Source organism: Pseudomonas protegens (assembly GCF_003363755.1).
GTDB classification, from domain to species: Bacteria; Pseudomonadota; Gammaproteobacteria; order Pseudomonadales; family Pseudomonadaceae; genus Aquipseudomonas; species Aquipseudomonas danubii.
Window position 1 is genome coordinate 6,207,664 of record NZ_CP031396.1, and the last position, 18,271, is coordinate 6,225,934.

An 18,271-nucleotide genomic window follows, 5' to 3' on the forward strand; every position below is an offset into this window, starting at 1 on the left:
CATGAGCAACCCAACCCAAGAACGTATCGCCCGGGAACTGGGCGTCGACCGGCAACTGGTGCGCGGTGGCGAGGCCGCCGAGATCGCCCGGCGCGTGGACTTTATCCAGCAGGTGCTGCGCGAGTCCGGGTGCGGCACCCTGGTGCTGGGCATCAGCGGCGGGGTGGACTCCCTGACCGCCGGCCGCCTGTGCCAGCTGGCGGTGGAGCAACTGCGCGGGGCAGGGCATGAGGTCCGCTTCATCGCCATGCGCCTGCCCTACAAGAACCAGGCGGACGAAAGCGATGCCCAGGCGTCCCTGGACTTCATCGGTGCCGATGCCGTCAGTACCTGCAACATTGCCGACAGCGTCGACGGCCTGATGAGCCAGGTGCGGATCGACGGCTTGCAGCCTTCAGCGGCCCTCACGGACTTTGCCAAGGGCAACGTCAAGGCCCGGGCGCGGATGATCGCGCAGTACGCCGTGGCCAACTTCAGCAATGGCCTGGTGGTGGGCACCGACCACGCTGCCGAGGCCCTGATGGGCTTCTTCACCAAGTACGGCGACGGCGCCTGCGACCTGGCCCCGTTGTCGGGCCTGACCAAGACCCAGGTGCGGCTGCTGGCCGATGCCCTCGGCGCGCCAGGCCATCTGGTGCACAAGGCGCCCACCGCGGACCTGGAGGAACTGGCTCCGGGCAAGCTGGACGAAACGGCTTACGGTTGCAGCTACGAAGAAATCGATGCCTACCTGATGGGCCAACCGGTGCCCGATAGCGTGCGCCAACTGATTGAAAGCGCCTACCGGCGCACCGCTCACAAACGCGCCTTGCCCCGCAGTCCCGCCTGAGCCGACGCCTTCGCCGGCAAGCCGGCTCCTACTCCATCACCCCCGGCCGTAGGAGCTGGCTTGCCAGCGAACAACCGCGCCAGCCAAGCGCGGCCACCCGCCCTTCAATCCGGCCATTTCCTCAAGCTCGCCCGGCATTCTTCAATCAGCTCGGGCATATGCTCGCGCACGTCCTGCCAACCCAGCATGCCCAGCAACTCACGCGCTTCCTGGCGCAGGGGCAGCCATTGCGGGTGTTTGAAGCCGTTGTCCTCCAGCGTTACCCCGTAGGCCTCTCGGCACAGCGCTTCACAGCCGCTCAATAGGGCTTGCAGGCGCGGGTGCAGAGTGGGCGCCAGGTACGCCGGAAAGTGCTTCACGAAGCCCTCGAGATAATCCAGGTGGTTGGACCACAGGCCACACTCGGCGCAGCAGCCGACCTCCGTGCGCTGGCGGTCGGCCTCCGAGGCCAGGAACTCCAGGGCCGGGCCCAGCTCCCCCAACAGGATGATCCTTCGGTATTCGTCCTGGCCGTACCAGGTCCAGACGTTCGAGGCGAGGGGCGCGCAGCAGTGCGACGGTGCTTCACTCATGCTGTCCACCTTTATCCTGCGTTGTCGGCGCGGGCTGCCAGCCCTCGGGCCAGCGGTCGCTGAACGAATGGCTGTGCGGCATCAGCGCCGGGCCGCGGTTGTCGTCGAAGCAGCCCAGGAGCAAGGCAATGGTCGGTTGATCATCGATGGCCCCCAGGGAGCTGCCGCAGGCCCGGCAGAAGGCCCGGCTCGAATAGTCCGAAGACCTGAAGGTCGCCGGAGCGCCGGCGGGGCCGGTCCAGGTCACCTGGGTGCTGGGGAACTCGACCCAGGCCCGGGTCAGGGCGCCGCTGTGGCGCTGGCACAGTTTGCACGAGCAGGTGTGGGGATTGGCGGCAGGCCCTCGGGCCTCGAAGCGAATCTGCCCGCACAGGCAGCCGCCCCGGTACAGGCTGGCAGTCATCAGCGTGGGTTCTCCTGAGGAATCAAACGGTCCTTTTCCAAGTCATGCAGCAGTTCATCGAGCATCTGTCTGCGGCTTTCGACCTGCACCGGCGGAACATACCAGGCCGCTACGCTATAGCCTTCACGACGGTAGTCGTAGGTCTTGAGCAGTTGGCCGTCCTTGAGCAGGCTGCCGCGCAAGTTGCTCTGGTAGGAGTAGGGCATGGGGAAGGTCAGCAGGGTGATGGCATTCAACGCGCCAAGCAACCCCGCGCTCTTGCCGCCTGGCTCGCTGATCAGCAGGCGGTAGCCGCTGCGGCTGTAGCCACCATCGAGAAAGGAGAAGGCTCCGGTTTGACGCAGGGCGGCGATGGTTTCCCGTTGCTCCTGTTCGTCGAAGCGACTTTTCACCGGGCCCAGGTCCAGGGTCAGCGGTACATAGGGATGTTGACTGCGGTAGTCCAGCGGTGCCATTCGGGTGCCACAACCGGTGATGATCAGTGCGCTGCACAGCAGGGTGGTCAAACCTATGGGGTTCATTGGGCCTGACTCGCGGTTGGCAACAGTTGATCCTGACGCAGATCGCCAGCAAAGGCGCGGGCGATGCGCTGGATATTCTGTTCTTGCATTTCACCGCCTTGATCCAGCAACCAGGTGTATTTATGCGTCAGGTTGCGATAGCTGTAGCGCTTGAGGAGCTTGCCCTCGTGCAGCAGGCTGATGTCGGTGTGGGTGTCGATGCCATTGGAGAGCGGCATCAGGAACAGAGTGGCGGCACTGAGGAAGATCAACGGCATTGGCGGCATGTCCCGCTCGGACTTGAACTGAATGCGGGCGCTGTAGTCGCCAGCTTGTCCGGCGCCGGTCTGGACATCTGCGAACACCCCGGTGGCACGCAAGGCGTTACGTAACTCAGCGGCGCGCAATGGGTCATCGACCATCACATGCAGGGGCATCAAATAGGCTTGGCCATCCGTCAGCGGACGGTCCGGCAAGGTGTCGGTTGCCGTGCAGCCCGCGAGCAGCAGGAGGGCGCAAAGGGTCAGGCAGGATTTCATGGATGAATCTCCGCAGTGGCGTTGGCTGGGCTGGTTTGCTTGTCGACGGGAAGGATGAAGGGCTTGGCCTTGTCCAGATCCAGCGGCATCCATTGCAGGTCCGGCAGCCCCGGCACCTGGCGCTGGGCAATCACGGCGTCACGGGGCATCTGATTGCTCCAGGCAAAGAAGCACTGGGTCACTTGGCTGCAGACCGAGCGAAACTCGCCGATGTAATACGCCTTGCCCGCCTCCAGGCGCAGCGGCAGTACGAACTCTTCGCGCGCTTCCTGGGATTGCAGGCGTGAGCCGAGCCCCGGGGTGTAGACCATGGACCAGAACTGGAAGTTGTAGAACTCGTAATCACCCGGTTTGAGCGGCATGACAAATACACTGCCGGCTGCGCGGGGTTCATGGATGTCCTCAGGCGTTGGCCGTGGGTCGCCCTCCCAGAGTGCCGCGGCGCCATTGATTGAGCCGCGCTTGCGAATCAGCAGGCGCAGGTTGGTGGCGGCACCGCCGCCGCCCAGGTACTGCGGGCCAATAGCGCCCACCAGATAGGTCGTGGGTTCGTTGGCTGCGGGTTGCAGAGGGGCGCTGACGATGGCGGCGGGTTGGCTGATGCAGCCAGAAATTATGCTGGTGGCCAGCAGCAAGGACGAAGCCTTGAGTACGCGGAACATGGGGAACCCTGAAAGTGACTTTGGACAAGGCGCAGGCAAGGAGGGAGGCATGAGTGTCTGTACATGGCCTTCCCTGGCGCCGCTCGTGAGCGGCGCGATGGTACGGAATCGGTTGGGCTTTGGGTAGTTGCGGCCAGTGACAATGACCAGAGGGAGGCCTATTGACCGAACCCTCAGAGCAGTTTCTCCAGCATCTGGTAGTACCACATGCCCGCCGCCAGCATCGGGTTGCCCAACTGGTCGCCAAAGGGCACGCGGATGTGTCGGCAGGCGGCGAAGGTGTCGTAGTGGCCGAGGTGGCCGGTCAGGGCTTCGGCCATGATCTCGCCCATAATGTGGCTGGTGGCCACGCCGTGACCGGAGTAGCCCTGGCAGTACCAGACGTTGTTCGAGAGCTTGCCCAGTTGCGGGATGCGGTTGATCACGATGCCCATGGCGCAACTCCACTGGAAGTCGATCCCCACGCCCTTGAGCGCCGGGAAGGTGCGTTCGATGCACGGGCGCAGTTCGCCGGCGATGTCCCGCGAGTCCTTGCCGCTGTAGTTGGCGCCGCCGCCGAACAGCAGGCGGCCGTCGGCGGTCATGCGGTAGTAGTCGAGGACGAAGCGGCAGTCGTAGACCGCCAGGTCTTCGGGGTTCAGGCGCTTGGCCAGGTCGCCCAACGGCTCGGTGGTGACGATGCCGCCCATGGCCGGGAAGATCTTGCCCTTGAGCTTCTTCGGCTCCAGCTTGTGGTAGACGTCGCCGGCCAGCAGCACTTGCTTGGCGTTGATTCGGCCTTGGGCGGTGATCACTGCCGGGTGTTCGCCGTGGACGATCTGCAGCACTTCGCTGTGCTCGAAAATCAGCGCCCCCAGGCTTTCGGCGGCCCGGGCTTCGCCGATGCACAGGTTCAGCGGGTGCAGGTGCAGGTTGCGGGTGTTCTTGATCGCGCCGTGATAGAGGTCGCTTTCCAGCAGGCCGCGCACCTGGGTCCGGTCCAGCAGGCTGACTTCGTCGCCCATGCCGCGGCGCAGCGCTTCTTCGTAGTCGGCGCGCAGGCCGGGCAGGTGGCTAGGCTTGTAGGCCGCGTGCAGGTGGCCGTGCTTGAGGTCGCAGGCGATGGCGTATTTCTCCACCCGTTGCTGGATGATCCGGTGTCCGCGCCAACGCAGGTTCCAGATGAAATCGTCGACCTCGTCGCCCAGTTCGCGGCGCATCTGCTTGCGCATGGCCGCATCGCCGGAAAGGCTGCCGGTGACCTGGCCACCGTTGCGCCCGGTGGCGCCCCAGCCGATCTTGTGGCTTTCGACGATGGCGACTTTCAGGCCGCGTTCGGCCAATTCCACCGCGCTGGCGACGCCGGTGAAGCCGCCGCCGATGATCACCACATCCACCTGATGGCTGCCTTGCAGGGTCGGGTAATGGGTTTCCTGATTCAGGGTGGCGCTGTAGTAGCTGGGGCAGCGCTCGGCTGCCGGGGTCCGCGGATCGAAGGCGGCTGTCATTGAAAAATCCTCGTGGAAAAAACAACCGGCGGCTGCGTGGGGGCAGCGGCCAGCGCTTCAGCAACTGTCGATGATCTGCCGGGCGCAGCTCAGGTCCGGCAAAGCGGTTTCAGGCCGCCTTGCCCATGAGTCCAGCACCGCAGATCGTTACTGGGGCTCAGGCCTGGGTCAGGTACCAGCGCCAGTCCTGCTCGCCGACTTCGGCCATGAACTGGCGGTATTCGGCACGCTTGACCGCCAGGTACACGCCGAGGAACTCATGGCCCAGGGCATCCCGGGCCCAGGCCGATTGCTCCAGGGCGATCAGCGAGGTCAGCCAGTCGGTGGGCAGCAGCTCGGTGGCCTGGGCGTAGCCATTGCCCTGCACCGGATCGCCCGGATCGAGCTGTTCGCGCAGGCCACGATGGACGCCGGCGAGGATCGCCGCCGCCGCGAGATAAGGGTTGGCGTCGGCGCCGCAGATGCGGTGTTCGATGTGCCGACTGTTGGCCGGACCGCCGGGCACCCGCAGGCTCACGGTGCGGTTGTCGACGCCCCAGGTCGGCGCCAGGGGCGCGTAGCTGTTGGCCTGGAAGCGCCGGTAGGAGTTGGCGTTGGGGCAGAACAGCAGCAGCGATTCCAGCAGGGAAGCGAGCATCCCGCCCACGGCCTGACGCAGCAGCGGGGTGCCGGCCGGGTCCTCGGAGGCGAACAGGTTACGGCCCGCCGCATCGGCAATGCTCACGTGCATGTGCATGCCGGTGCCGGCCAGGTGATCGAACGGCTTGGCCATGAAGGTGGCCTGCATCCCGTGCTTGTGGGCCACGGCCTTGACCAGGCGCTTGTAGCGCACCGCCTGGTCCATGGCCTGCAGGGCATCGCCGTGTTCCAGGGTGATTTCCACTTGGCCCGGGGCGTACTCGGAGATCGCCGTGCGTGCCGGAATGCCTTGCAGTTTGCAGGCGGCATAGAGATCGGCGAGGAACGGCTCGATCTGCTCCAGCTCGCGCAGGCCATAGACCTGGGTGCTGCGCGGACGACCGCCGTCGGCGTCCAGGGCCGGTTGCGGTCGGCCGTTGCCGTCACGCTTGGCGTCCAGCAGGTAGAACTCCAGCTCGCAGGCCATCACCGGGTGGTAACCCTCGGCCTTGAGGCTGTCGATCACCTTGATCAGCAGGTGGCGCGGGTCGGCGATGCTGGCGGGCATACCCTCTTGCGGATGCATGCTGACCTGCACCGCCGCGGTTGGAATCTGCCGCCAGGGCAGGCGCACCAGGCTGCCGGCCAGCGGGTAGGCGCGGCAGTCGATATCACCAACGTCCCACACCAGGCCGGAGTTCTCCACGTCGTCGCCGTTGAGGGTCAGGCCGAGGATGGTGCTGGGCAGGGGCCGGCCGCTTTCATACACCGCCAGCAGTTCTTCGCGGTGCAGCAGCTTGCCTCGGGGCACGCCGTTGGCGTCGAGGATGAACAGCTCGATCATGTCGATGTCAGGGTTGACGGCCAGGAAGTCACGGGCTTCGTCGAGGGCGGCAAATTTCATCAGGATTCTCGCTTGCGCCATTGGGGCGCGCAGGTTTTCAGGTCCTGCAACAACGCCGTGTGCGGCTCGGTTGCAAGGGCAGAAATCAGTTCTGGGGCCGTTACGCGCAGAGGCGCGCGATCAGGCCGCAGGCGAGCGATCCGGAGGACGTGAGGAGTGGCGCAGACGGGAGCGGCACAGGGCCATGGGCAGGTTGACCATTAGCTTCATGGGCAGGACCTGCCCAGCAAGTACAAGCCGATAACGGCGGCGCGGTCCTCATGAACCTCACGAGGCGTGGCGGGGCGTGAGCGGGGCAGCGAGAACCGAGCGTCGACGTCACCACCGCGGCCACTGTGCAGGGGCGCGGGAACTGATCTGTCGAATCCGTGAAACGGGCTCAGGGGGTACATCGCCGGGTGATCTCGCTGTCGAGTTCGTTGTAGTTATTGGTTATGGGAACCGGGCGCTGCTGGGGCAGAGCAATGGAGCCGTTGTCCCAGGGCGGATCAATACTGCAAGAATCCGTCCGCCAATGTAAGGGGGGTAAACGGCTCCAGTGCCCTGGCGGGTGCCCTGCACCCACGGGGAGAGGTGCGAGCTAGAGCGGTGCTTTCTGGTTGCCAGAAGTGTCTGATTTTTTTTACAGAACCCCAGTAGACACCGGGCACAGGTGCCGGCAGCCCCTGTCGGCGGTGCATGAGGCCCGGGGCTTCAGCTCGGGCCGGCGTTCGCTAGACTCTGTACGAAAAGTTTCAAGACGAAGGTCAGGCAAGGCGAAAACGGTCGAGGAACGGCCGGGGTCGCGTTCGACTTTACGGGGTGTAAATGAGCCTTCCGATCGGACTCGCGCACGAGGCCGTTTTCCACGCAGCATCACCGAGTATCAAGGCTCTTCGTACAAAGCCTAGGGATCGACCGACTCTGCCTGGTGCCGTACCACCGGCGCTGCATGGCTGGCTGGCAGGTGAGGGGATGCTTGCGTCGCTCCCCGCTCAACGATCTTCATCGCCCGTACATCGCAGCCCAGGTTCGAACAGATGTAGTCGAATGCCTTGACCGGGTCGCAGGTTGTGCCGCAGGTAAAGATGTCGAGAAACAGCGCGCCATGCTCGGGGTAGGTGTGGAAGGAGGCATGGGACTCCTCCAGCATCACCAGGACCGTTGCGCCTTGTGGCTCGAAGCGTTTTGTCAGCGTGCCACATACCGTCGCGCCGGCTTCGGCGGAAGCGGCACACAGCAGTTGAGTCAAGGCATCCAGGTCATTGAGCTTTTCGGGGGCGATCTGATAGAGCTCGCCCAGCGTGTGCCTGCCAAAAAAAGCATTGGCGTTCGGGTTCATAGGACTTCCCTGTTTCGACACCAGTACGGATGGCGCGGGTCGGTGAGTGACAGGCTGCGCAGGCCTGATTGCAGGCGCCGATGATGGGATAGCCGGTACTCGATTTCCAGGCAAATTGCCGGCGGGTTATTTGAGTATGTAAGAGGTTGATACCAATTGTTTCGCAGGCCCTGGCGGAGCGATCAGCACCTGGCGCGCAGGCCCCGAGGCAAGGCGGCGCACGGCACCGGCAATGATTCATGGGCCTTGATCAACTCACTCATCGGTTCAGCTATCGCCATCGGCAGGCGTCGCCGTGCTGTCCGGGGGCGAATCTGTTCCTTTATTAGTTTCTGGAAATATCGATTCATACTCGGATTGATTTTGTTACAAGTCTGAAATTATTTTCGGAGTTCTTTGTTTGATGTCGGTGTTAGCTTGTTTTCGCTGCTGTTCCGGCTGTGCCTGGTAGTTGTGGGTCTCAAACTTTGTCGGTTGGTTTTCGAATGGCGTCGCAATAGCGCTTCTTATACGTCGCTGCTGTTTGAAATGTTGTTCTGCAATGTTGATGAAAGTTTATCTGGTTGAACTTTAGTGTCGGAGGTGGGTGATCATGGAAGATCAGAAGTTGAAATTGTTGGTCTTCGGTATCGACGGGGCGTCCCATGCTGTCCTCCAGCAACTGATGGCTCGGGGATTGCTGCCGAACTTCAGCGCACTGCGCCGGCGCGCCTCCCATGGGGTACTGCAATCGACCTTCCCACCGCACACGGCACCGGGCTGGGCCTCCATGTTTACCGGGGTTTCTCCGGGTGAACACGGGATCTACCAGTTCTGGTCGACCCAGTCTGTGGACTATCGTTTCCGGGCAATGAACGCTGCCGACTATGGGCGTGAACCCTGCTGGCTGACCCTGGAACGCCAGGGGCTGAAAGTCGGTGCCTACAATATCCCCATGACTCATCCGCCGGCAGATCTTCAGGGCGGCTATATGATCAGCTGGCCATTGGCCAAAACCCTGAGATATACCTCGCCCGCCAACTTGATGCATGAGTTGATGCAGGCGGGACTGCACTATCACTCAGACATTGTCACTATGTATCGCGGTCAGGAAGACTACTGTGAGCAGGCGCGAAAGTTTATCAAGGGGCGTGCCGATACTTGCTGTTTTCTGCAGCGGACCCGACCAGTGGATGCACTGTTTGTAGTCTTCACCGAAGTTGATCGTGTCAGTCACTATTATTGGGGCGATCACTCGGCGCCAAGTTCAGTAGTGGAACAGTGTTATATCGATATTGATCAGGCGCTGGGCACGGTATTGACCCTGGCCGATGACGACACCCTGGTGGTGGTGGCTTCCGACCATGGCTTTGGCCTGTGTGAAGCGGACTTCAGCGTGCACGAGTTCCTCGAACAACAGGGCCTGCTGGCGACCCGCTATGAACTCCAGGACTCGGGCGCCGAGGCCTCCCACGACGACCCGGGGGCGCGTTCCTGGTTCGACGCCCCCGGAAGCTACCGACGTGTGGTGGATTGGTCGCGCACCGAGTTCTACATGCCCACCCCTGGCTGCTTCGGTGTCAATGCCAATCTGATGGGGCGCGAGGCCCAGGGGGTGCTGCGCGCCGAGCAGTTGCCGGAGGCCGAAGCGCGTTTGCAGCAAGCCCTGGCGCAGGTGCTCGACGAACAGGGGCGCCCCTGGTTCACGCTGGTCAAGGCCGATCAGGTGTATGCCGGCGCACGCCTGCAGGACGCTCCCGACTACCTGCTGATCCCCAGGGATTTCAGCGTCATGCCGACGCCGGCACTCACCGGCCGGGTCTGGAGTACACCGGCCCAGCGTGGCGTGCATCGGCCCGACGGCATCGTGTTTATCCGTGGCTCGACCTTTCCCGAGGACGCCGCGCTGCAAGCGCGGATCGAAGACATCTACCCGACGATCCTGGCCCATCTGGGGCTGCCGGTCCCTGAAGGGCTGGAAGGCCACTGGTTGCTGGAACCGGCCCACGAGCCGCAGCGCGAGCCCGGCCGCAAAGGCTGTGGCGGGCAACGAATGAGTGAAGAAGAACAGCGCTTCATGGACAGCCAATTACAACAAATTGGGTATTTTTAATGGAAACCGTGCAGTTCACCAACGCCGCCGACGGGTTGATTCCGCTCGCCAACCTGGCTGAGCCGATCGACGCGCCACCGACCAATCCGCTGCATTCCACTGTCGACTTCCGCAAGCCGCAGCCGATGCGCGTGTGCTTTCCGGTGTTGCTCGATGGCGACCTGGTGATGAGTTCCGAACACCTGGGCGTCAGTTACCTGGTGTCGATCCTGCGGGACCTGGGAGCCGAGTGCCAGGTGGTCGAGGTCAAGTCGATCCAGCACGGCGACGAGATTGCCATTGCTGAAGTGGTGGCCTTCAAGCCCGACCTCATTGGTTTCTCCCTGACCACGGTCACCGTCAGTCATGCCACCGCTTTCGGTTCGGCATTGCGTGCGGCCCTGCCCGAGCAGGTGGCGTTTCTGGCCGGTGGCCCGCTGGCCACCTTCCTGGGCTCCAAGTTGCTGAGCAACCCCAACTGGAGCTTCCTTGACGCCCTGGTGCGCGGTGAGGGCGACGTGCCGCTGGTGCGCTACGTCGAGGCCTTCTGGGATCACGGCGACTACGCCCGGGTGCCGAGCCTGAGCTGGCGCGAGGAGGGCGGGTTCGTCATCGACAACCCCATTGGCAAGCCGGTGCCGGAGCTGGACATGCTGCCTGAGCCGGCGCGGGATCAGTTCGAGCTCAACAGTGGCAAGCTGCCCTACCTGCGCCTGGCCACCACCCGTGGCTGCACTGCGCGCTGCACCTTCTGCAACGCGCCTCACGCCGGCAACAAGATCAACCCCGGCAAGCTCTGGCGGGCCAGGACCCCGGACAATATCGTCGATGAAATCGAGCGGCTTTATCACAAGTACAACTTCAACACCTTCGACTTCGTCGACTCGACCTTCGAAGACCCGGGCGGTGCGCCGTTCGCCAAGCAGCGGATTGCCGACATCGCCCAGGGCGTGCTCGATCGTGGGCTGAAGATCTATTACAACTGCTGCATGCAGGCCAAGAACTGGCACCCCGAAGACCAGCCGCTGCTGGACCTGCTGTACCGCTCCGGCCTGGAGAAGGTGCTGATCGGCATCGAGTCGGGTTCACAGATCGGCCTGGACCGCTGGAAGAAGAAGTCCACGGTCGAGGACAACAAGCGGGCCATCGAGCTGGTGCGTGGTGCCGGCATCTACGTGGCCTTCGGATTCATTGCCTATCACCCCTGGTCGACCTTCCAGGAGATCCGTGACAACAACCTCTTCCTGCGCGAATACATGGGCTACAACCTGCGCCGCTACACCGTGCGCCTGGAGCTCTATCCCGGGGCGGAGGCGGTCGAGACCCTGCGCGCCGAGGGCAAGCTGCATGACGACTTCGATGTGTCGCTCAATGCCCTGAGCTACGACTTCGAAGACCCGCGAGTGCGTCAGTTGTCGACCATCAGTGCCTTGCTCTACGGCGAGAAGTACGCCTCGGAAATGGTCATCGAAAAGGAACCGGCGGTGTTCGAGTTCGAGACCTACGACATTGTCATGCACACCTTCATGTCGCGCTTGCGGCGTGCGGTGCTCGGCGACGCCCGGGGCATGGCGATTCTCGAAGCCGGCGAAGCCAAGGCCGCCGAATTGCGCCGGCTCATGAGCGATTTCAACTATGCGCTGATTTCCGAGATGACCGACCTGGCCGAGCAGGGGACCCTCGACGAGGCCTATGCCCATGAACGGCGACCCCAGGTCGAGCAGTTCTACCGGGTCAAGCTCGGCGAGCTGCGCCAGGTCCAGTTGGGTATCAGCATGCAACTCCACCGCGCCGGGCTGAGCCTGCGCGACATCCAGTTCAGCAAAGGGGCTTGAGCCATGACGAATGCCGAACCGGTGAACTTTCTCGGTCACAGCCAGTTGCTGGGCAATGACCTGGTCATCAACGAGGACTCCTGCAACCTGGGGTGCACCTACTGCCTGACCGGGCAGAGCAACATGAAGTCGTCCCACGAAGGCAAGCTGATCTTCCAGCCGCCGGTGCACGACGTCTACAGCCAAGACAGTGACCTGGGCCGGCGTCTGCAGACCATCGTCGAGCGGGTCAACCGCACCTTCAAGCCACCGCTGCTGAAACTCACCGGCGGCGAGATTTTCATCATCAAGGGCATCATGAGCTTCATCGAGAGCATGTCGCCCCTGCATGAAGTGCTGATTGTACAGACCAACGGCCTGCCGTTGACCCGGGACAAAGTGCGGCGCCTGGCCCAACTGGGCAATGTCGTGGTGCAGATCTCACTCGACAGCAGCAACTATCAGGGCAACAGCTATCGGGTCCTGTCGCCACGCATCCACGAGATGATCATGGAGCGTATCGCGATGGTCCTGGAGGCCGGCCTGCCGCTGGAAGTCTACGGCGTGCTCAATGACCGCAGTGCGCCGTATCTGCGCGAGTTCGTGGAGTGGTGCTCCGGGTTTGCAGACAACCCGCCGCAGCTGTTTCCGTTCCCCGTCCGCGGCCCGGACAGCGAGAAGTTCAAGGTGCGCCCCGAGCAGTATCCCTTCATCGACGCGTTGTTCGAGCTGCGCGAGCGTTACCCGCAGATCCTGCCACCCAAGGCCTACCTGGACCGCCTCAGTTCGTTCTATCACCAGGGGCGGCGCACCTGGCGCTGTCACCTGCCGCGCCTGGTGCTGTCGACCTTCAGCGACGGCGTGGCCACGCCCTGTCCGAACATCTGGTTCCACAACATGGGCAACGTGCTGGAGCAGGACTGGAACAAGGCTCTGGCGCCGGTGAACCGCTCACCGTTCTATCAGTTGCTGCTGGCTGAACGACCACGGCTGGATGCCTGCAAGGGGTGCTTCACGCCCTGGGACACCCTGAGCCTGTATTTCGAAGACGCTATCAGCCTGGACGAGTTGTGCCGTGCGCCTTCCTACGCGCCCCAGGCCGTCAGGAACCTGCTCGAACAAGCCAAGGAAGCGTATCAACATGGCGCCTGAGTCACGGACCGATGACCGCTGGTTTGCCCAACTGAGCGCGGGGCCGGTACTGGCTTCGCTGCCGGCAACCCGGCGCAGTGAGTGGGCCCGGCAGCTTGGTGAACTGGCCAGCAGCGGCCAGCAGCGCCTGCTGCTGGTGTTCGACAGTACGCTTGAGCATGCCGCGCTGTTGCTGGTGCTGCTGGAGCAGGGCTTGTCGCCGTTGCTGGTGGCCAGCGATGCCAAGCCCCAGGAACTGCAGCGCTATGCCGCCCAGGGGGCGATCAGCCACAGCGTCCATCTGGAGCAGGGCGAACTGCGGGTGACATCGCTTGAGCCTGGCGCTGCACTGCCTGGCGATCCGGCAGTGCAGCCACACCGGCGTGGCATCTATCTGCTGACGTCGGGCACCACGGGGGAACCGTCGCTGGTTTTTCGCGACCTGCACAGCTGGCGCGACGAAGGCTTGCGCTATTGCCGGCTGTTGCAACTGAGCCACGAGGACCGGGTACTGTTCATTGCCCCGGTGTATCACGCCTATGCACTGGGCTGGTTGTGGGGCGCGTTGCTGGCCGGGTCCCAGGTGGAAATCTGCAAGCCCACGGAACTGGGGGCGGCGCTGCAGGCGCTGCGTCTGCGCGCCAGCCATTGCGTGGTCACGCCGATGCTGGCGACCCTGATGGCCCAGCGGGTTGGCCAGGGTGAGCGTCCGCCCCAGCTCAAGGTGGTGATGTCCGGCGCCGGCCCGGTGGACGGACAGCTCGACCAGCAATTCCAGCAGGCCTTCGGCATCGGACTGTCGCGCAACTATGGCAGTACCGAAAGCGGTGCCGTGTTTGCCGGCGTCGCGCCATTGCCGCCGTTGTCCATCGGCTTTCCCATGCCGGGGATCGAAGTCGTGGAGCCGGCGGCGGGTCAGCCGTTTGCCCTCAAGGTGCGATTGGAGGATGGCCGCCTTTACGACACCGGCGACATCGCCGAACAGAGTCCGGCCGGCTACAGCATTGTCGGTCGTGAAAGCAGTGCGATCCGTCGGGGCGAACGCTGGATTTCGCCGTTCGAGATTGAATCGGTACTGACCAGCCACCCCGACGTACTGGATTGCTCGGTGCGGGCAGTGAAGTCGGCCCGGGCAGGCAACGACCATATTTTCGCCTTCGTGGTCTGGAGTGCCGAGCGGCCCTGGAACCCGGGACTGCTGCGCGAATACTGTCAGGCGAACCTGGCTTCGGCCAAGGTCCCCGACCGCTTCGAGCGCACGGCATTGATTGCTCGTAGCAGTAATGGCAAGCCGCTGCTCAGTCGCCGCTACCGCCCGGCTGCCAGCCGGGTATTGCTCGACGCGGCCCACGCTTACAAGCGTTCGCAATTGCTGTTGGCATTGTGGGATTGCGGCGCCTTGCAACTCAGTGCCCAGGGCTTGAGCGTCGATCAGATTGCCCAGCGTACCGGGCTGCATGCGCAGACTCTGGCGGTGGCCTTCGACACCGCCCAGGCCAACGGATTGGTGCAGGAAGCCGCAGGCGTCGAGGCGCATGCGCAGGACCTTGAGGCCCTGGCTCCGGTGCTCGATCTGGAAGCTTTCAACAACCGCCACTGGAACCGTCTGGACGAGCTGCTGGCGGTGCTGCATGACGGCCTCGACCGGCGCGCTTTCGAGCAGAGTCCCAAGCATCCGCAATTGCTTCGGCGCTACCAGCGCGCAGTGTCCGGGGCGGACAAGCAACTGGCTGCGCAACTGACCTGGCGCAAGGCCTTGCTCCACACGACGGGCGCCATTCGCCTGCTCGATGTCTGTGCCACCGGCGCGGTGTACACCCAGGCGTTGCTTGGTCGCCGACGCCTTGACTGCAACGCCAGCCGGATCGTGCCACTGGGGGGGCTCAACCCTGTGGCGGCGGATATTCCGGTGCACAGCCGGGAGACATTGGCCGAGCTCGATGAGTGCCGGTTCGACGTCATCGTGCTCGACAACACCTTGCACCAGCCCAGCGTAGCCCAGGCCCTGCCTGCCTTGCTGGAGCGCCTGGGGGCAGGTGGCCGGCTGATCATTGACGAGATTTTCTTTTGCGACACGGCCTCGGCAGCTGTCGGCGTGGATTGGCTGACCCATGGCGGCTGCCAGTACCCGAGGCAGGACGAGGTGGTTGCGGCGCTGGCGCGCCTGGGGTTCGTCGGCGAGCAAATCTGGCGCCGCGAATCGATGATTTATCAATGCACGATGTTATTCAGCAGGAGCTAGAAAATGACCGATACCGACCGCTTGATCAAAGTGTTCTCCAGCACCGTGGGCCGTGAGCTGAGCCGCGAAGACCTTTCGGGGGGCGACCTGATCGGCACCCTGGGCCTGAACTCGATCGACGCCTTGCAGTTGCTGATCCAGGTGGAAACCGAGTTCGGCTTTTCCATCGAGGACAACGAGCTGTCCATTGAACTGGTCAACTCGCTGGAGCGCCTGGAAGCCTTCGTCGCCGACAAGACCCAGGCCCGGGTCGTCTGAGGACGATGACGGCATGTGTCTCTTTGCCAACGTCGGCCGCGCGCTTTGCAGTGCGCGCCGACCTGGGCGGCCCGGCGCCCGCCGGGCCGCCCGGAAGAACCGAACGACGAGGGAATTCGTGTGAACGATGCAAAAAAGACTGAGGCAATGTTTGCCAATCGTCCCGGCACCGATGCCCAGTTGCCCTGGCTCAACCAGCTCAACCGCCAGCGTCTGGCCGGGCCGGCGATGGAGAACAATCGCTGGCTGACCGAAGGCGAGGCCCCGGCGACACTCTGCGTGCACGCTGGCACCTACGAGGACCCGGTGACCGGGGCCGTGGGCACGCCGATATTTCCCAGCACCACCTTTCGCTTCAGCCAGTCCACCTACGAGTCGTTCCTGGAAGGCTACGTGCGTGACATTCCCACCTACAGCCGCTACGGCAACCCGGGGCAGTGGTCGGTGCAGTTGAAGGTGGCGGCCATGGAGGGGGCGCAAAGTGCCTTGGTTCTGTCATCGGGCATGGCGGCGATCGCCTCGACCCTGTTCGCCCTGACCAACCGCAATGGCCATATCATCTCTTCCTACGATCTCTACGGTGGCAGCTACAGCCTGCTGCACGCCGACATCAGCCAGGCCGGGCGCTCGGTGAGCTATGTCGACCCGCTGGATCTGCAGGCGATTCGCCGGGCGATCCGCCCGCAGACCCAGATCATGTTTTTCGAGCTGCTGTCCAACCCGCTGATGAAGGCCATCGATCTGCTGGCCATCGCTGCCTTGTGCAAGCAGGAGAACATTCTTCTGGTGGTGGACAACACCTTCCTTTCACCCATCAGTTGCCGTCCCCTGGAGTGGGGGGCCGATATCGTCATCCACTCGGCGACCAAGTACCTCAACGGGCACAGTGACGCCACCTGTGGCGCGGTTGCGGGCAGTCGCAAGCTGGTGGACCGGGTCTGGGCACAGCTGTTGCGCTTTGGCGGTAACCTGGACCCCTTCGTGTGCTTCCTTCTGGAACGGGGCATGAAGACCCTGGCCGTGCGCATGCAGGCTCATGCCGCAGGGGCCCGGCAGGTGACGCGTTTTCTCGAACGCCATCCACAGGTGACCGCGGTGCATTCGGTCTATGCCGAGGAGTATGCCCACCCCCATCTGTACCAGTACGCCGCCCAGGCCACCTGCGGCATGCTCGGTTTTGAGCTGCGGGGCGGCGATCCGGCGGCCCTGCAACTGCTGGAACACCTCAAGCTGATCACCTGTGCCACCAGCCTGGGCGGTGTCGAGTCGCTGGTGAGCCTGCCGTTCAACACCTCCCACAGCGGCCTGACTCGTGAGCAGCAGAAAAAGATCGGGCTCAACCCCGGGCTGGTCCGGCTGTCGGTGGGAATCGAGGACCCTGATGACCTGTGTGCCGATCTCGAGCAGGCGTTGCGTCAGGTCTACCAAGGAAGGAGTCAGCCATGAGAAACGGAATGAACATCTCGGGCTTCAGTGAGATTGTCCACGAGATCCAGCAAGAGCCGGCCCAGGCGATCTTCCGTTACGCCGCCTATGCGCACTGTTCGCCGGCCGGCGGCATGCTGGCCGGCGTGGCTCCGGCCTTGATCGGCCTGTTGCGCGCGCCGCGGCATTTCGAAGTACCGATCCGCCCCAGCCCGGCGTTGCAATGCCAAGGGCTGCTGGACCCGGCCTGGCCCCAGGAATTGGCCCTGGCGGCGCTCTCCGGCTGTTTCCTGGTGTCCGCGGTGTCGGGGTTTTCCGCGCGACGGACCACGGTCGATCATCTGTCCATGACCACCAGCGCGATCCTGCAGGAAGCGGCCGCTGCTGCTCCCCAAGTGCGCTACGAGATCCGTTCGGGCACCGACAAGAAGATCAGCGAAGCCCTGGAAGTGATCGAGGCGGTGAAGAGCCACAGTCCCAATCACCAGACTTTCGTCCAGCCCCTGGGGCTTTCGGCACGTCTGGTGGATGCCGAGGGCGCTGGCCCCTGGCACAGGTTTTGCCCCTTCGAGCAGGCGCCTGCGGATACTGCGGCGGTCCAGACCAAGACCCAGGCCCTGTCCCTGGATTGCCAGTGGCTCTATGGCACTCAACTGCGGGCGGACTTCGTCCACCAGGACCCTCAGGACCTGCGCAGCTTTCCTATCGACCAGCCCAAGCAGTTGGCCGGTATCGACTGGGGCCCCAACCCCCAGGAATACCTGCTGATGGCGATTGCCGCCGATGTCCTGGCGCAGCTCAACCGTCGCCAGCAGTTGCCGGGTGCGGTGCACCTGGACGTGCGGGCCATGGTGGACATCCGCGGCATGTGTGAAGTGGCGCCGACCCCGGTTCACCTACAGGACATCGAGCTTGAACTGCAAGTCGAAGGCTGGCCGGCCGCCCAGTTGGCGACGCTGATGCAACAGCTGGCGGCGAGCATCGAGGCCTCGGTGGTGTGTGCCCTGATTCGCCATCGGGTGGGTTTCGAGTTCCAGGTCGGTGCCCGGCCGCTGCCCGAGGATGCCCGCGAGTGCCAGCCATGCTGAATCAGTCGACCCTGTGTTTCGCCACCCTGGCGGTTCCCGACCTGGCGGCTGCCGAAGCCTTCTATGTGCAGGTCCTGGGTCTGCAGGTCAGCCGGCGCTTTGCCCCGACCCGCTGGATCAGCCTGGATGTGGACGAGCAGGGCGGTGCCGGACTCGGCCTGATCGAAGACCCGCTGATGGCCCGACCGTCGCCGGCCAGCATGCTTGACCTGATGGTGCCTGAGCTGGATGCGCTGGTTGCCCGGATGCCGCCGCAGGTGACCCTTGTCGAGGCGCCAGGGCCGACCCTGTGGGGCAGTTACAAGGCGGTGATCGAGGACCCGTTCGGCAACCGCCTGGGCCTGGTCCAGTGCAGCCCGCAGGCCGCTGTCCGGGATACCGGGCAGCCGGGAAAGAACGAGTAAGGA

At 63.8% G+C, this 18,271-nt stretch carries 17 protein-coding genes; 9 read left to right on the forward strand and 8 right to left on the reverse strand.

Annotation, left to right across the window (positions count from 1 at the left end; all coding sequences use genetic code 11):
• The first annotated feature begins 1 nt into the window (after position 1).
• Positions 2 to 829, forward strand: a complete 828-nt coding sequence (gene nadE / locus DWF74_RS28240; protein ID WP_115582199.1) for an ammonia-dependent NAD(+) synthetase — start codon at positions 2 to 4, stop codon at positions 827 to 829.
• A 104-nt stretch (positions 830 to 933) separates the two neighbouring features.
• Here nadE and DWF74_RS28245 read toward each other — a convergent pair whose 3' ends face one another.
• From DWF74_RS28245 to speD, 8 genes are all read right to left on the reverse strand, one after another.
• Positions 934 to 1,401 carry a hypothetical protein gene (locus DWF74_RS28245; RefSeq protein WP_115582200.1) on the reverse strand — a complete coding sequence of 156 codons (468 nt, stop codon included), beginning with the start codon at positions 1,399 to 1,401 and terminating at the stop codon, positions 934 to 936.
• Complete coding sequence (locus DWF74_RS28250) at positions 1,394 to 1,804, reverse strand: GFA family protein (protein ID WP_115582201.1); 411 nt, start codon at positions 1,802 to 1,804, stop codon at positions 1,394 to 1,396. Before DWF74_RS28250 ends, DWF74_RS28245 begins: the two co-directional genes overlap by 8 nt.
• A complete protein-coding gene (locus tag DWF74_RS28255) occupies positions 1,804 to 2,325 on the reverse strand; it encodes a hypothetical protein (RefSeq protein ID WP_060838787.1) in 522 nt (173 codons plus the stop codon). Before DWF74_RS28255 ends, DWF74_RS28250 begins: the two co-directional genes overlap by 1 nt.
• Positions 2,322 to 2,843 (reverse strand): hypothetical protein, encoded by a 522-nt coding sequence (locus DWF74_RS28260; RefSeq protein WP_060838788.1) that lies wholly within the window; start codon positions 2,841 to 2,843, stop codon positions 2,322 to 2,324. The genes DWF74_RS28255 and DWF74_RS28260 overlap by 4 nt, the downstream gene beginning before the upstream one ends.
• Positions 2,840 to 3,505, reverse strand: coding sequence for a hypothetical protein (locus tag DWF74_RS28265; protein WP_115582202.1), 666 nt, complete (start codon positions 3,503 to 3,505; stop codon positions 2,840 to 2,842). Before DWF74_RS28265 ends, DWF74_RS28260 begins: the two co-directional genes overlap by 4 nt.
• Before the next feature lie 173 nt (positions 3,506 to 3,678).
• Entirely contained in the window at positions 3,679 to 4,992 is a 1,314-nt protein-coding gene (locus DWF74_RS28270; protein WP_115582203.1) for an NAD(P)/FAD-dependent oxidoreductase, read from the reverse strand.
• A 157-nt stretch (positions 4,993 to 5,149) separates the two neighbouring features.
• Positions 5,150 to 6,514 carry a glutamine synthetase family protein gene (locus DWF74_RS28275; protein ID WP_115582204.1) on the reverse strand — a complete coding sequence of 455 codons (1,365 nt, stop codon included), beginning with the start codon at positions 6,512 to 6,514 and terminating at the stop codon, positions 5,150 to 5,152.
• 886 nt (positions 6,515 to 7,400) lie between these two features.
• Positions 7,401 to 7,835 (reverse strand): adenosylmethionine decarboxylase, encoded by a 435-nt coding sequence (gene speD / locus DWF74_RS28285; RefSeq protein WP_102864325.1) that lies wholly within the window; start codon positions 7,833 to 7,835, stop codon positions 7,401 to 7,403.
• Positions 7,836 to 8,427: 592 nt separating this feature from the next.
• Between speD and DWF74_RS28290 the strand changes: the two genes are divergently transcribed.
• From DWF74_RS28290 to DWF74_RS28325, 8 genes are all read left to right on the forward strand, one after another.
• Complete coding sequence (locus DWF74_RS28290; RefSeq protein ID WP_102864326.1) at positions 8,428 to 9,927, forward strand: alkaline phosphatase family protein; 1,500 nt, start codon at positions 8,428 to 8,430, stop codon at positions 9,925 to 9,927.
• Positions 9,927 to 11,741, forward strand: coding sequence for a B12-binding domain-containing radical SAM protein (locus DWF74_RS28295; protein WP_102864327.1), 1,815 nt, complete (start codon positions 9,927 to 9,929; stop codon positions 11,739 to 11,741). Before DWF74_RS28290 ends, DWF74_RS28295 begins: the two co-directional genes overlap by 1 nt.
• A 3-nt stretch (positions 11,742 to 11,744) precedes the next feature.
• Positions 11,745 to 12,872: a radical SAM protein gene (locus tag DWF74_RS28300; protein ID WP_115582205.1), complete on the forward strand. Its 1,128-nt coding sequence runs from the start codon at positions 11,745 to 11,747 to the stop codon at positions 12,870 to 12,872.
• Positions 12,862 to 15,093: an ANL family adenylate-forming protein gene (locus DWF74_RS28305; protein ID WP_115582206.1), complete on the forward strand. Its 2,232-nt coding sequence runs from the start codon at positions 12,862 to 12,864 to the stop codon at positions 15,091 to 15,093. Before DWF74_RS28300 ends, DWF74_RS28305 begins: the two co-directional genes overlap by 11 nt.
• Before the next feature lie 3 nt (positions 15,094 to 15,096).
• Positions 15,097 to 15,351 (forward strand): acyl carrier protein, encoded by a 255-nt coding sequence (locus DWF74_RS28310; protein ID WP_102879862.1) that lies wholly within the window; start codon positions 15,097 to 15,099, stop codon positions 15,349 to 15,351.
• A gap of 147 nt (positions 15,352 to 15,498) precedes the next feature.
• Positions 15,499 to 16,797 (forward strand): trans-sulfuration enzyme family protein, encoded by a 1,299-nt coding sequence (locus DWF74_RS28315; protein ID WP_102879861.1) that lies wholly within the window; start codon positions 15,499 to 15,501, stop codon positions 16,795 to 16,797.
• A complete protein-coding gene (locus DWF74_RS28320) occupies positions 16,794 to 17,864 on the forward strand; it encodes an OsmC family protein (protein WP_110595803.1) in 1,071 nt (356 codons plus the stop codon). The genes DWF74_RS28315 and DWF74_RS28320 overlap by 4 nt, the downstream gene beginning before the upstream one ends.
• Entirely contained in the window at positions 17,858 to 18,268 is a 411-nt protein-coding gene (locus DWF74_RS28325) for a VOC family protein (protein ID WP_102864333.1), read from the forward strand. The genes DWF74_RS28320 and DWF74_RS28325 overlap by 7 nt, the downstream gene beginning before the upstream one ends.
• Positions 18,269 to 18,271: the final 3 nt, after the last annotated feature.

Excerpts from the sequence above, each read along its gene's own strand:
- nadE (WP_115582199.1), top strand. The coding sequence starts at position 2 with ATGAGCAACCCAACCCAAGAACGTATCGCCCGGGAACTGGGCGTCGAC.
- DWF74_RS28245 (WP_115582200.1), bottom strand. The coding sequence starts at position 1,401 with ATGAGTGAAGCACCGTCGCACTGCTGCGCGCCCCTCGCCTCGAACGTC.
- DWF74_RS28250 (WP_115582201.1), bottom strand. The coding sequence starts at position 1,804 with ATGACTGCCAGCCTGTACCGGGGCGGCTGCCTGTGCGGGCAGATTCGC.
- DWF74_RS28255 (WP_060838787.1), bottom strand. The coding sequence starts at position 2,325 with ATGAACCCCATAGGTTTGACCACCCTGCTGTGCAGCGCACTGATCATC.
- DWF74_RS28260 (WP_060838788.1), bottom strand. The coding sequence starts at position 2,843 with ATGAAATCCTGCCTGACCCTTTGCGCCCTCCTGCTGCTCGCGGGCTGC.
- DWF74_RS28265 (WP_115582202.1), bottom strand. The coding sequence starts at position 3,505 with ATGTTCCGCGTACTCAAGGCTTCGTCCTTGCTGCTGGCCACCAGCATA.
- DWF74_RS28270 (WP_115582203.1), bottom strand. The coding sequence starts at position 4,992 with ATGACAGCCGCCTTCGATCCGCGGACCCCGGCAGCCGAGCGCTGCCCC.
- DWF74_RS28275 (WP_115582204.1), bottom strand. The coding sequence starts at position 6,514 with ATGAAATTTGCCGCCCTCGACGAAGCCCGTGACTTCCTGGCCGTCAAC.
- speD (WP_102864325.1), bottom strand. The coding sequence starts at position 7,835 with ATGAACCCGAACGCCAATGCTTTTTTTGGCAGGCACACGCTGGGCGAG.
- DWF74_RS28290 (WP_102864326.1), top strand. The coding sequence starts at position 8,428 with ATGGAAGATCAGAAGTTGAAATTGTTGGTCTTCGGTATCGACGGGGCG.
- DWF74_RS28295 (WP_102864327.1), top strand. The coding sequence starts at position 9,927 with ATGGAAACCGTGCAGTTCACCAACGCCGCCGACGGGTTGATTCCGCTC.
- DWF74_RS28300 (WP_115582205.1), top strand. The coding sequence starts at position 11,745 with ATGACGAATGCCGAACCGGTGAACTTTCTCGGTCACAGCCAGTTGCTG.
- DWF74_RS28305 (WP_115582206.1), top strand. The coding sequence starts at position 12,862 with ATGGCGCCTGAGTCACGGACCGATGACCGCTGGTTTGCCCAACTGAGC.
- DWF74_RS28310 (WP_102879862.1), top strand. The coding sequence starts at position 15,097 with ATGACCGATACCGACCGCTTGATCAAAGTGTTCTCCAGCACCGTGGGC.
- DWF74_RS28315 (WP_102879861.1), top strand. The coding sequence starts at position 15,499 with ATGTTTGCCAATCGTCCCGGCACCGATGCCCAGTTGCCCTGGCTCAAC.
- DWF74_RS28320 (WP_110595803.1), top strand. The coding sequence starts at position 16,794 with ATGAGAAACGGAATGAACATCTCGGGCTTCAGTGAGATTGTCCACGAG.
- DWF74_RS28325 (WP_102864333.1), top strand. The coding sequence starts at position 17,858 with ATGCTGAATCAGTCGACCCTGTGTTTCGCCACCCTGGCGGTTCCCGAC.